This is a genomic window from Pseudomonas sp. XP2 (assembly GCF_053557975.1).
Genome location: NZ_JBNRIK010000011.1, coordinates 102,339 through 115,278 on the forward strand (window position 1 = coordinate 102,339; position 12,940 = coordinate 115,278).

General features: G+C 61.8%; 9 protein-coding genes. 1 reads left to right on the forward strand and 8 read right to left on the reverse strand.

From position 1 onward, the window contains the following. Nucleotides 1-15: 15 nt before the first annotated feature. From ACK1VC_RS14260 to ACK1VC_RS14275, 4 genes are all read right to left on the reverse strand, one after another. Complete coding sequence (locus tag ACK1VC_RS14260) at nt 16-750, reverse strand: amino acid ABC transporter ATP-binding protein (protein ID WP_016488796.1); 735 nt, start codon at nt 748-750, stop codon at nt 16-18. Next, the gene (locus ACK1VC_RS14265; RefSeq protein WP_016488795.1) at nt 747-1,418 is read right to left on the reverse strand and encodes an amino acid ABC transporter permease; all 672 of its coding nucleotides are present in this window, start codon (nt 1,416-1,418) and stop codon (nt 747-749) included. Before ACK1VC_RS14265 ends, ACK1VC_RS14260 begins: the two co-directional genes overlap by 4 nt. After that, nucleotides 1,419-2,165: an amino acid ABC transporter permease gene (locus tag ACK1VC_RS14270; RefSeq protein WP_016488794.1), complete on the reverse strand. Its 747-nt coding sequence runs from the start codon at nt 2,163-2,165 to the stop codon at nt 1,419-1,421. 142 nt (nt 2,166-2,307) lie between these two features. Continuing rightward, the gene (locus tag ACK1VC_RS14275) at nt 2,308-3,225 is read right to left on the reverse strand and encodes a glutamate/aspartate ABC transporter substrate-binding protein (RefSeq protein WP_060520009.1); all 918 of its coding nucleotides are present in this window, start codon (nt 3,223-3,225) and stop codon (nt 2,308-2,310) included. A 340-nt stretch (nt 3,226-3,565) separates the two neighbouring features. Here ACK1VC_RS14275 and ACK1VC_RS14280 point away from each other — a divergent pair, with 340 nt between their 5' ends. Next, a complete protein-coding gene (locus ACK1VC_RS14280) occupies nt 3,566-7,693 on the forward strand; it encodes an NEL-type E3 ubiquitin ligase domain-containing protein (protein WP_191086909.1) in 4,128 nt (1,375 codons plus the stop codon). Between the two features lie 37 nt (nt 7,694-7,730). On the opposite strand, the gene glpD is transcribed toward ACK1VC_RS14280, so the two are convergent. From glpD to ACK1VC_RS14300, 4 genes are all read right to left on the reverse strand, one after another. Further along, nucleotides 7,731-9,260: a glycerol-3-phosphate dehydrogenase gene (gene glpD / locus ACK1VC_RS14285; protein ID WP_016488791.1), complete on the reverse strand. Its 1,530-nt coding sequence runs from the start codon at nt 9,258-9,260 to the stop codon at nt 7,731-7,733. Nucleotides 9,261-9,534: 274 nt separating this feature from the next. After that, nucleotides 9,535-10,290, reverse strand: coding sequence for a DNA-binding transcriptional repressor GlpR (gene glpR, locus ACK1VC_RS14290; RefSeq protein ID WP_016488790.1), 756 nt, complete (start codon nt 10,288-10,290; stop codon nt 9,535-9,537). 101 nt (nt 10,291-10,391) lie between these two features. Then, nucleotides 10,392-11,891 (reverse strand): glycerol kinase GlpK, encoded by a 1,500-nt coding sequence (glpK, locus tag ACK1VC_RS14295; protein ID WP_016488789.1) that lies wholly within the window; start codon nt 11,889-11,891, stop codon nt 10,392-10,394. Between the two features lie 51 nt (nt 11,892-11,942). Continuing rightward, nucleotides 11,943-12,794 (reverse strand): MIP/aquaporin family protein, encoded by an 852-nt coding sequence (locus ACK1VC_RS14300; protein ID WP_016488788.1) that lies wholly within the window; start codon nt 12,792-12,794, stop codon nt 11,943-11,945. Nucleotides 12,795-12,940: the final 146 nt, after the last annotated feature.

Genomic DNA, 12,940 nt, shown 5'->3' on the forward strand with positions numbered 1-12,940 from the left:
GATGCAGTGGCCGGATTAGTGCTGCAGGATCTTGCTGAGGAAGTGCTGGGTGCGCTGGTCGCGGGCACTCTGATCGCCGAAGAACTCTTCCTTGGTGCAGTCTTCGATGATGCTGCCCTTGTCCATGAAGATGACCCGGTTGGCGACCTTGCGGGCAAAGCCCATCTCGTGGGTCACGCACATCATGGTCATGCCTTCGTGGGCCAGTTGCACCATCACGTCCAGCACCTCGCTGACCATTTCAGGGTCCAGTGCCGAGGTGGGTTCGTCGAACAGCATGACGACCGGGTCCATTGCCAAGGCGCGGGCGATGGCCACGCGTTGCTGCTGCCCGCCGGAGAGTTGGCCGGGGTGCTTCTTGGCGTGGGCGCTGAGCCCTACACGGTCGAGCAGGGCCAGGCCCTTTTGGGTGGCTTCTGCCTCGCTGCGGCCCAGCACCTTGCGCTGCGCAATGGTCAGGTTCTCGGTGATGGTCAGGTGCGGGAACAGTTCGAAGTGCTGGAACACCATGCCCACCCGCGAACGCAGCTTCGGCAGGTTGGTCTTCGGGTCGGAGATCGACGTGCCGTCGACCACGATGTCGCCCTTCTGGAACGGCTCCAGCGCGTTGACGCACTTGATCAGGGTGGACTTGCCCGAGCCCGACGGGCCGCAGACTACCACCACCTCACCTTTCTTGACCTCGGTGCTGCAATCGGTCAGTACCTGGAAGTCGCCGTACCACTTGTTGACGTTCTTGATGGAAATCATACGGTGATCCTTTTTTGCAGGCGCTTGACCAGCCACGAAGCGGAGAAGCTGATGATGAAGTAGACGACGCCGGCGAAGATCAGGAACTCATGGGAGCGCCCGATGATATCGCCGTTGGAACGTGCCGAGTTGAGGAAGTCCACCAGGCCCACGGTGTATACCAGCGAGGTGTCCTGGAAGAGGATGATGCTCTGTTGCAGCAGCAACGGGGTCATCTTGCGGAAGGCCTGGGGCAGGATGATCAGGCGCATGGTCTGCGCGTAGTTCATGCCCAGCGCTTGCGCGGCGCCCATCTGGCCTTTGGAAATCGACTGCACGCCGGCACGCACGATCTCGCAGAAGTACGCCGCCTCGAACATCATGAAGGCTACCACGCAAGAGGTGAACGCACCCACTGGCGTGTCTTCGCCGGTAATCCACCGCAGCACGAACGGCACCGCCAGGTAGAACCAGGTGATCACCAGCAGCAGCGGGATCGAGCGGAAGTAGTTGACGTAGGCACCTGCCACACGTGACAGCAGCTTGCTCGACGACAGGCGCATCAGCGCCAGGATGGTGCCCAGTGCGATACCGCCGACAACGCCCATGACCATCAGCTGCAGGGTCATGACCATACCTTCCCAGAGGGCTGGCAGGGCCGGGATGATTTCGCTGAAATCCATGTCCATTTACTTGCCTCCCACGGAAATCAGGCCAGGCACGGCGACTTTCTTCTCGACCATGCGCATCAGCAGCATCAGGCCCATGTTCAGGGTGAAGTAGATCAGCGTGGCCAGGGTGAACGCCTCGAACAGGTTGGCGGAGAACTCGGCGGTCTGCTTGGTTTGCGCCAGCAGTTCCATCAGGCCGATCAGCGATGCCACCGAGGAGTTCTTGAAGACGTTGAGGAACTCGGAGGTGAGCGGCGGAATGATGATCCGGTAAGCCTGCGGCAGCAGCACATTGTTGTAGATCTGCGGGAGGCTGAAGCCCATGGCGCGTGCGGCGGCTTCCTGGCCTTTGGGCAGCGCCTGGATACCGGTACGTACCTGTTCACAGACGCGGGCGGCGGTGAAGAGGCCCAGGCAGACGACCACGCTGATCAGCGCCGAGGTAGTCGGGTTGAGGTCCTGCTTGAACCATTCCTGCAAGCCTTCCGGCAGCAGGTCCGGCACCAGGAAGTACCAGATGAACAGCTGCACCAGCAGTGGCACGTTGCGGAACAGTTCCACATAGGCGGTAGCGATGCCCGATACCAGACGGTTCGGCACGGTACGCATGACACCGAGGAGTGACCCCAGCAGCAGCGCAATGATCCAGGCGGTGATGGCGATGGCGATGGTCCAGCCCAGGCCGGTGATGTACCAGTCCAGATAGGTTTCGCTGCCCACGCCGGTGGACTTGAAGAACACGCCCCAGTCCCAGTTGTAATTCATCGGGATTTCCCCTCAGACGGTTGTTTCACGGGCACCTTCGAGCATCCGGGGGCGCTTGGCGCCCTCGGATGAAAGGTTAGACACTAATGAGTGGCCTGCAGAATTGATTCGTGCTGTTGAGCACCAGGCCACTATCTGAGGATCAGGACTTCTTCTCGTCCGCAGCCTTGTCGGTCGGCTCGGCGATCAGCTTTTTCAGCTCGTCGCTCATCGGGAACTGCAGGTTCAGGCCTTTAGGCGGGATCGGCTGATTGAACCACTTGTCGTAGCTCTTGTTGACTTCGCCCGATTTGAAGTAGCCCACGATGGCGTCGTCGACCGCTTTCTTGAACGCAGCATCTTCCTTGCGCACCATGCAGCCGTAAATTTCGTACGACTGCGGGGTACCGGTGATGACCCAGTCGGATGGCTTGCGTGCCTTGGCCATTTCACCGGCCAGCAGCGCATCGTCCATCATGAAGGCCACGGCGCGGCCGCTTTCGAGCATGTTGAAGGCTTCACCGTGGTCCTTGGCGGAAATCACGTTCATCTTCATTTGCTTGTCGGCGTTCATCGCCTTGAGGATGCGCTCGGAGGTGGTACCGGCGGTGGTCACCACGTTCTTGCCGGCCAGGTCCGGGAAGTCTTTGTATGCAGGTTGACCGTCCTTGACCTTGGTCAACAGGCGGGTACCGACTTCGAAGATGCCGACCGAGAAGCCGACTTGTTGCTGGCGCTCGACGTTGTTGGTGGTGGAGCCGCACTCAAGGTCGACGGTGCCGTTCTGCACCAGCGGGATGCGGGTCTGGGAGGTGACCAGGTTGTAACGGACCTTGATGTCCGTACCCAGTTGCTTCTTCAGGGCGTCGACGACAGCCAGCTGGATGTCATGCGAGTAGCCCACGGGCTCGGGTTTGCCGGCCAGGTAGGAAAACGGGATGGAGGAGTCGCGGTGGCCCAGGGTGATGGTGCCCGATTCCTTGATCTTCTTCAGGGTGCCAGTCAGTTCTTCGGCCATGGCCGGCGAAGCGATCACAGCGGCCGCGATGGCGGCGCCCAGCAATTGACGAACGATACGCATCAAATTTTCCTCGACGTGTTTGTTTTTTTTATGGAGCCGTTGGCGGACTCTTTCGTTCAACGAATACAGCAAGAAGCGAGTGCATTCGGCTACCAAGTGTAGAGCATGAGTCGTGCCAAGCCCTGCCAATGATCATAACCCCGCGCAAAGCCTGGGCATGAACCCTGTATGAAGGTTTTTGAGCATTCTTCTGTTGTCGGATTACCGAACGAGGGGCGGTATCGCGTTCGGCTATCCGAACGAATGCCGGCGCTCTGACCGCGGTGCGCCAGCATTAAGTAACACCCGCCACTTAAGGCGAGCTGTTGAGCTTGCAGCTTCATCTTGTGGAGCTCCTGCCGTGTCCGTGATCCCGATACCTTCTGATTCCGTCGACGCCTTCATTGCCCGCCAGATGGCGGATTGGTTGAAAACGGCCGATGCCGACCTTCTGTTGACCTTGCACCGGGCGCTGCGCACTCAGCAGGCAGCAGCCGAACGTGTAAAGGAAACGCTGGCCAGCATACCCAGCCTGGAGGCCTTTGCCACACAGGTGCTCGAGCCGGCATTGCGCGCCGAGGGGCTGGCCGACGTCGATGTGCGCAGCATGCGGGTGTACATCGAGGATGATGTGCCGATGCCCAGCGCTGCGCCACGCCTGCATACGCCTTGGCGCACGCTCTACAGCGTGCAACCTTTACTCACGGCCGCGCTGCACAACTTCCACGAAGCCGATACCGTGCCGTCATTCATGCGGCGTGCCCACCTGCAGGACGCGCAGGGGAGCAAGCTGGCGCTGACCTATGAGGCGTTTGCCCGCTGCTGCCGGAAACTCGATATCGGTGGGCAGTACCAGCAAAAGTTGCGCGCCCAGCTGTTCCCGAAAAGCCGGCCGCCAGCGCCTGAAAACCTGGCCCGGGAAGCGGTGCAGCGCATGCTTGAAGAGAGCTTGCGGGCGAAGATGGATGTTGCGGTGCGCATGGCCCGCATCAAGTCCGAGCTGGACGAGGTCGACTACCTGCGCTTGTTGCCTGTGTTCGCCGCCAAACCTGTCGTGCCTGCGGTCACTGGCGTTGTCACACCGCGTCAGTTGTACCTGCTGGGCAAGCGTATCCATGGGGTGGTCACACTGGAGTTGCGCGAACACGCCGACGGGCCGCTGGAAGGCATCGTCAGCTGGATCCCCCTGGACCCGCAGCGAGCGGTGGCCAAGCACGCTTCCTGGGAGGCTTTTTACCTGTGGCTGGCCAAGCGCATGCGCGCGCCCCACTACCGCTGGTTTTTCAGTCGCTTCATCAGCGAACGGGACAGGCCGACCTTCACGGCAACCCTTGAGCGCTTGATCGCGGCGAGCAGTGCGCAGGCACCCGCGGTTCTGGATGGACGGCATTTCGCCATCGAGACACCGCTTTTTGCCTACCTGCGTGGCTTGCAGGTAGACAAGATGCTCGATGATGCAAGAATCCTGGCGGTGCCGACCGCTGACGAGGCCGCTATCGAGCGCCATGAGCGGCTGGAGGTCCTCAAGAGTGCAGGGCTCGATACACTGAATCTGGCGGCACTGTTCATTCCGGTACTGGGCGAGGTGATGTTCGCCGTGGCAGCGGTGGATGTGGTCAGCGAGGTGTACAAAGGCTATGAGGACTGGCGCCTCGGCGACCGTCAGGGGGCGCTCGATCACCTCATGGGCGTGGCGCAGAACCTGGCGGCCGGCGCCGTGGTGGGCGCTGTGCATGTGGGCGTAAGCCGTGTGCTCGAACGTGTGCCCTTTGTCGATGCGTTGAGGCCCCTACACGAGGGCGAGGGCCGGGCCAGGCTGGCGCACTGGCCGCCTTCTGCTCATTACCTGGAGGGTGGTGGTGCGCTGATGCGCAGGTTTGACGGCGCCCTGGCGCAAATCCCTGACCAACAGGCTGAAACGCTCCTGCGTATCACCGGCCTGGATCACGAGCAGTTGCGCCATTTGCACCTGCAAGGTCAGCCCGGCCCTGCGCGCCTGCGCGATGCCCATGAACGCTACGAGCTCCATGCGTCGGAGCCTCATTTGCAGGGGCGCGCATTCGAACGAGAGCTGGCCGCCGGGCAAGATAAGGCATCGGTTGCGGGGGCTTCGCTGATCAAGGTCTTCCCCGGCTTGTCGGTGCGTGGCGCCGAAGAGATCCTTGCCTTGGCCAGTGGGGCACAGATCAAGGCATTGCTGGACAGTGGCCGGGTGCCGCTGGTCTTGGCCGAGCGTGCCCGCTGGTTCTTGCGCGAGAGCCGGGTGGACCGTGCGTTGATGGGATTCGAGCACGAAGGAGCAGTAAATGCCGATACGCAGCGTGTGATACTGGGATGGATTGCTCATCGGGCCCCTTGGCCGGCTTCGATGCGTATCGAGTTGCGCCTGGGTGAGGCGGGGGGGCGTCTGGTAACCGCCAGCGGGGACGTCAACGCAACTGATATCAGAACCATCATCCACACCGAACAGGGTTATCAATTGGCCGATGCCCGCGCCCCGGTACTGGGCCAGGGCTTTCTGCCATGCCTGATCCACACGCTGGACGCGGGGCAGCAGGCCATGCTTGGCGCAAGCCAGCTCACGGCGCATGAACTCGGCGACCGGATTGCGCGTCTGGCCAGTGCGGATCGGGAAAGAACGGCGAAGTTGATGGGGCTGACGCCTATTGCAGAACGCTATCGTCCGCCGCTGCGAATCGACAGCCGCGTCGGTTATGCACTCAGTGGAGGGGGCGAAAGTAGCCGGCGGGCAATCCGTAGCGGCATCCATGACATTTTCCCGACCTTGACTGACGCACAGCTGGACGCTTATCTGCGCAATCTTGCGGACCGCGGGGTTGGCCTGTGGGACCACCTCAGCCAGCTTCAGCGGCAGCTGCACAGTTTGCGCGAGGCGCTGGACACCTGGCAACGCCAGCGCGTGAGCTTCATGGACGGGCTGCGCAGGCAACGTGTGGCCAACCAGATACGGCGGACCTGGCGGCGCAAGACCGCTGGCCTCGCCGGTGACGATTTTTCACTGCATATCGACGGCGAAGAAGTGGGCAGCCTGCCGAGCTTGCCGGCGGACATCGACTTTGGCCATGTTCGGCGCCTGACGTTGCGCAATATGGCCCTTGAGCAGATCGAAGAGGATTTTCTGCGCAGGTTCACTCACCTTCGCGAACTCGACTTGCGCAACAACCAGTTGACCCGTTTGCCGGTTGGCCTGGAGCAGTTTACCGGCCTGCGCAGCCTGCATCTGGCGGGTAACCAGATCATCGTCGATACCCCAGGCAGCCAAAGGCTGGCCAGCCTCACGTCACTCCAGGTGCTCGACCTGAATTACAACCCGTTGGGTCAGGTGCCTGACCTTTCAAGCTTGCGCCACTTGCGTGAGGTATCGCTGCGCGCAACCGGGCTGCAAACCTTGCCCGATGAAGCTGCGATGCCGTGGCGTGGCCTGGTGGACATGCGGGAAAACCAGATCCGCCAGGTCACCGGGCATCTGCGCACACTGGGCGCCCGTCTGCAACGCCTGTCGCTGCATGACAACCCTCTGGACGAAGCGAGCGAGGCGTCGATTGCCAGTAGCCTCAGCGATTCGCCGGTCAACCGCAGCAGCTCCTATCATCATGCCATTGCCGATGTCGGCACGTTTGAGGAATGGCTGGGAAGTGCAAGCGAGGCGGTACGCACCCGGCGCATGCAGATCTGGACCCAGCTGGCCGAGGAGCCGCAGTCGGCAGACCTGTTTCGTTTTCTGGCAGATTTCGCCGGCTCTGACGACTTCATCGAACACCCGCGCTATTACCGAGCAAGGGTATGGCGGATTCTGGAGCTGTGTACCGACAACACCGACGTACGCGAAGCCGTGTTCTGGCAGACCCAAGGGCGCCGGACCTGTGAGGACCGGCTGCTGCTGATTCTCAGTCAGCTGGAAGTCAGGGCCCACATTGCCCTGAGTTCGCCCGGTAACGGTTCTGCCATCCAGGCCGAACAGGCATTGCTGCCCCTGGGGCGTTCCCTGTATCGCCTGGATCAGGTGGACAGCATCGCCGCCCGGCATATTCAGGAGCTGCGCCGTGACCCTTACGCTGCCGTGGATGATATCGAGGTTTACCTCGCCTACCGCGTCAACCTGGCTGAGCGGCTTGGGCTGCCAGCGCAACCTGGGCACATGAATTACCCCGAACACAGCCGTGTGACGGCAACCCAGGTACGGCGTGCGGGCGCTGAAGTGCTGGCGGGAGAGAACATCGAGGTGCTCAGCCGCGCACTGGCGGAGCGCGATTTCTGGCAAGAGCATGTGCGTACCCGTTACCTGGAGCGCTTCGAAGCGCTGGCTGCTCCCTTTCATGAACAGTTGGAGCAGGCCGAGCGCGAGGTCGCAGAAGCGGGCGAGCAGCGCTATCTGGAGCGCGCCGCTGCGTTGATGGAGTCGCTCAATGCCCAAGAGCGCGAACTGTACCTGGAATTGGCCCGTGAGGCGTACCAGCGGGAAGCCTAAGGGGAGGGGGCGACCGGCTGGCGGTCGCCCGGGCGGTTCAGGCGGCGTTGCTGCGGGCGTCGCCTTGAGCCAGGTAATCGGCCAGTGCCCGCTGCTCGCTGGGGCTGGTGAACAGGCCAAGTTTGCTGCGCCGCCACAGGATGTCCTGGGCGGTGACGGCCCACTCGGTCGCACGCAGGTAGTCGACTTCGCGGGTGAACAAGCCACCCCCCATGGCCTGGCCCAGGTCTTCCGGGCCCTGTGCGCCGTCCAGCAGTTGCCAGGTGCGGCTGCCATAGGTCACCGCCCAGCGTTTGGCGATGTCCACTGCCAGCCATTGATGCCGTGCCAGCAGCGCTTCGACCAATGCCTGGGGCGTGCTCATGTCTTCACCGCCGGGCAATGGTGCGTCGGCAGTCCAGCTTTTGCCCATCTGGCTGAAGAACGGCTTGAGTTCGCTCATGGCCGACTCCGCCAGCTTGCGATAGGTGGTCAGCTTGCCGCCAAACACCGACAGCAATGGCGCCTCGCCAGACGCTGCGCTAAGCGCGAGGGTGTAGTCACGTGTGACGGCAGACGGGTTGTCGGATTCATCGTTGCACAGCGGGCGCACGCCGGAGTAGGTGTGCAGGATATCACCGTGGCTGAGTTGATGATTGAAGTGCGCGTTGACCACTTTCAACAGGTAGTCGGTTTCCTGTTCGGTGATCGCCACCTTGGCAGGGTCGCCGCTGTACTCGCGGTCCGTGGTGCCTATCAGGGTGAACCGGTCCAGGTAAGGGATACAGAAGACAATGCGCTGGTCTTCGTTCTGCAGGATGAAGGCATGTTCCCCTTCGTACAGGCGCGGCACGATGATGTGGCTGCCCTGAATCAGGCGGATGCCGTACGGCGCATCGAGCTTGAGGTCGTCCTTGATGAAACTGGCGACCCATGGGCCGGCGGCGTTGACCAGGGCGCGAGCACGAATGCTCTGCAGGGTGCCATCGGCATGCTGCAATTCGACCTGCCATACGCCGTCTACGCGCTCTGCGCGCAGGCAGCGGGTGCGGGTATGGATGTGCGCGCCATGCTCACGGGCGGCCATGGCATTGAGCACCACCAGCCGCGCGTCGTCCACTGCACAGTCGGCGTATTCGAAGCCGCGGGTGATCGCCGGCTTGAGCGGGTAACCCGGGCCAAAGCGCAGGCTGCGCGAGGCCCCCAGGCGCTTGCGTTTGCCCAGGTGGTCATACAGGAACAGGCCGGCGCGAATCATCCAGGCCGGGCGCAGGTGTGGGCGATGGGGCAGAACGAAACGCATCGGTTTGACGATGTGCGGTGCCTTGGCCAGCAGCACTTCGCGTTCAGCCAAGGCTTCGCGCACAAGGCGGAACTCGTAGTGCTCCAAGTAGCGCAAGCCACCGTGAATCAGCTTGCTGCTGGCCGACGAGGTGTGCTGCGCCAGATCGTCCTTTTCGCAAAGGAACACCTTCAAGCCGCGCCCGGCGGCGTCGGCAGCGATGCCCACGCCATTGATGCCACCGCCGATCACGGCGAGGTCATAGCAGTCAGCGAGTGGTGGCTGGGACGAAACGGGCTGGGACACGGGCAAGGCCTCCTGAGGCTGTTCACATCGAATATGAACATTTATGTTCGTTTCCGAAAATACTAGCGCAACAGAAAGCCCGTCGCCAGTCAGTCTTTATAGAAAAAACTGATCAGATGACAATAAAGTGAACATTTTCGAAAATTTCGGCGGTATGGTTTGAGGTTGGCGGGTGCATGCCGCAACATTTTTGGCGCCTGTGAGATCGAGCGCCGCCCGCGCGGCGCTCGATCTCACAGGCGCCAAAAATGTTGCGACAAGCACCCGTCAGCCCTCAAACCACCTCGAGGCGGATCTTGTACTGGTTCAGCAACTGAGTGAGGGTAGGGGTAGGCGCCTGGTCAGTCACCAGGCAGTCGACCAAGCTGATCGAGCCCAGACGCACCATGGCGTTGCGTCCGAATTTGCTGGAGTCCGCGGCAAGGATCACTTGCCGGGCATTGGCGATGATCGCCTGGGATACCCGCACTTCCTGGTAGTCGAAGTCGAGCAGGCTGCCGTCCTCGTCGATGCCGCTGATACCCACCAGGGCGAAATCCACCTTGAACTGGTTGATGAAGTCGACACTGGCCTGGCCGACCACACCGCCGTCGCGGCGCACCGTGCCACCCGCCACCAGCACTTCGAAATCGTCTTTGGCAGCCAGGATCGCCGCCACGTGCAAGTTGTTGGTGATGACCTTCAGGTGGTTGTGGTTGAGCAGTGCGCGGGCGATGGATTCGGTGGTGGTGCCGATGTTGATGAACACCGAGGCATGGTCAGGAATCTGCCGGGCCACGGCGTCGGCAATACGCTGCTTTTCATCGCGCATCTGGTCGGCACGCATGGCGTAGGCCGTGTTCTCGATACTGGAGTCATACGCCGCGCCACCGTGGTAACGGCGAAGCAGGTTGAGTTCGGCAAGCTGGTTGATATCACGACGGATGGTCTGGGGTGTCACGACGAACAGCTGCGCCATTTCTTCGATACTGACGTAACCGCGCTCGCGCACCAGTTCGAGGATTTGTTGTTGGCGGGGTGGCAGATTCATGGGCGGTCCTTTGGGGCAGCCGGACAAATTCTGCAATGATGCCGTAGGAAGGGGATGACGGCCAGTAGACGATGGGGGCCGCATGGCGGCCCCCATGTGCTTTACGCCTCGTGATCTTCCCAGTCACGGGTGCGTTCGACGGCCTTCTTCCAGCCGGCGTACAGCTTCTCTTTCTGCGTTTCATCCAGCTGCGGGCTGAACTCGCGCTCGATGATCGCCTTGTCGCGCAGTTCGTCCAGGCCGCTCCAGAAGCCGCAGGCCAGGCCGGCCAGGTAGGCAGCGCCCAAGGCCGTGGTTTCGCGCATTTGCGGGCGTTCTACGCACGTTCCGAGAATATCGGCCTGGAACTGCATGAGGAAGTTGTTGGCCACCGCGCCACCGTCCACACGCAGCTCGGACAGGCGCTGGCCGCAGTCCTGTTGCATGGCATCGAGCACATCGCGGGTCTGGTAGGCGATCGACTCCAGTGCAGCGCGGATGATGTGGTCCACCTTCACGCCGCGGGTCAGGCCGAACAGCGCACCACGGGCATAGGGGTCCCAGTACGGTGCACCCAGGCCAGTGAAGGCCGGCACCAGGTAGACGCCGTTGCTGTCCTTGACCTTGCTGGCGAAGTACTCGGTATCCAGGGCGTCGTTGACGATCTTCAGCTCATCACGCAGCCACTGCACGGTGGAACCACCGTTGAACACCGCGCCTTCCAGCGCATAGGCCACCTCGCCGCGCGGGCCGCAGGCGATGGTGGTGAGCAGGCCGTGGGACGATTTGACCGCCTGTTCGCCGGTGTTCATCAGCAGGAAGCAGCCAGTGCCGTAGGTGTTCTTGGCCTGGCCCGGCTCCACGCACATCTGGCCGAACAGTGCCGACTGCTGGTCACCCGCAATGCCGGCAATGGCAATCCCGCTCTTGGTATGGCCGTACACTTCGGAAGAAGAACGAACCTCGGGCAGCATCTGCCGCGGGATGCCGAGGATTTCCAGCAGCTTGTCGTCCCACTGCAGGCTATGGATGTTGAACATCAAGGTGCGCGAGGCATTGGTGTAGTCGGTGACGTGCACCTTGCCGCCCGAGAACTTCCAGATAAGCCAGGTATCGATGGTGCCGAACAACAGTTCGCCACGCTCGGCGCGTTCGCGGGCGCCCTCGACATTGTCGAGGATCCACTTCAGCTTGGTGCCGGAGAAGTATGGGTCGGTGACCAGGCCGGTGGTTTCGCGAATGTAGTCTTCATGGCCGTCACGCTTGAGCTGGGCGCAGATCTCGGTGCTGCGGCGGCACTGCCAGACGATGGCGTTGTAAACCGGGCGGCCGGTTTCCTTGTCCCATACCACGGTGGTTTCGCGTTGGTTGGTGATGCCGATTGCGGCGACCTGGGCATGACTGATGCCTGCCTGTGCCAAGGCCTCGACCATGGTCGCGCTCTGCGTGGCGAAGATTTCCATCGGGTCGTGCTCGACCCAGCCCGCCTGCGGATAGTGCTGGGCGAACTCGCGCTGGGAGGTGCCCACCACATTGGCGTCGCGGTCGAAAATGATGGCACGCGAACTGGTGGTGCCCTGGTCCAGGGCGATGATGTAGTTCTTGTCCTGGGTGTCTGTCATGGTCGTAGGCCTTGCAAGAATAGGAGGTCAGGGCTGTGCGTGTTGCCGGCATCAATTGGCTTGAGTATCGCCCTGGCGATTGTCATTTGTCTCAGGGTTCGCGGCAGGTGCCATTGGCAAGTTGCGGGCAATCAGGCCGCGATAGGTCGCGGCACCCAGGCAGGCGCCAAGGATCGGTGCGAACACCGGAACCAGGAAATACGGTATGTCCCGACCGCCAGTGAAGGCGATTTCACCCCAACCGGCCAGGAAGGTCATGAGTTTTGGCCCGAAATCGCGGGCAGGGTTCATGGCAAAACCGGTCAGCGGGCCCATGGCGCTGCCGATCACCGCGATCAGCAGGCCGATCAGCAGCGGAGCCATGGCGCCACGTGGCAGGCCGTTGTTGTCGTCAGTCAGGGCCATGATCACGGCCATCAGGATAGCAGTGATGACTACTTCAACCAGGAACGCCTGGCCGGTGGACAGCGACGGGTGCGGGTAGGTGGAGAACACCGAGGCCAGCTCCAGGCTGGCTTCGCTACCGCGCAACATCGCATGGGCCTGTTCGAAATCGAAGAACAGATTGCTGTACAGGGTGTAGACCAGCGCCGCGCCACAGAACGCGCCGCATACCTGGGCCAGCATGTAGAAGGGCAGCTTGCGCTTGTCGAAACCGGCGAACAGGGTGAGGGCGATGCTCACCGCCGGGTTCAGGTGCGCGCCGGAAATGCCGGCCGTGAGATAGATCGCCATGCTTACGCCGACGCCCCAGATGATGCTGATCTCCCAAAGGCCGAAACTGGCGCCGGCGACCTTGAGCGCGGCAACACAGCCGGTGCCGAAGAAGATGAGCAGGGCAGTGCCGAGAAACTCGGCCAGGCACTGGCTGGACAGCGTGGGTTGGCGTAGAGCAGTCGTCATGTATGACCTCGTTTTTTTTGTTGTGAGGCGCGTGGCGCTCGACAGCAAAGCCCGGTGTCGATCCCCATTGACCCCGGGCAGATACAGGAAACGCACCTTAAAAGTGCGCCATTTGTTCAGATGCGAAAAAATATAGACAAGAAACG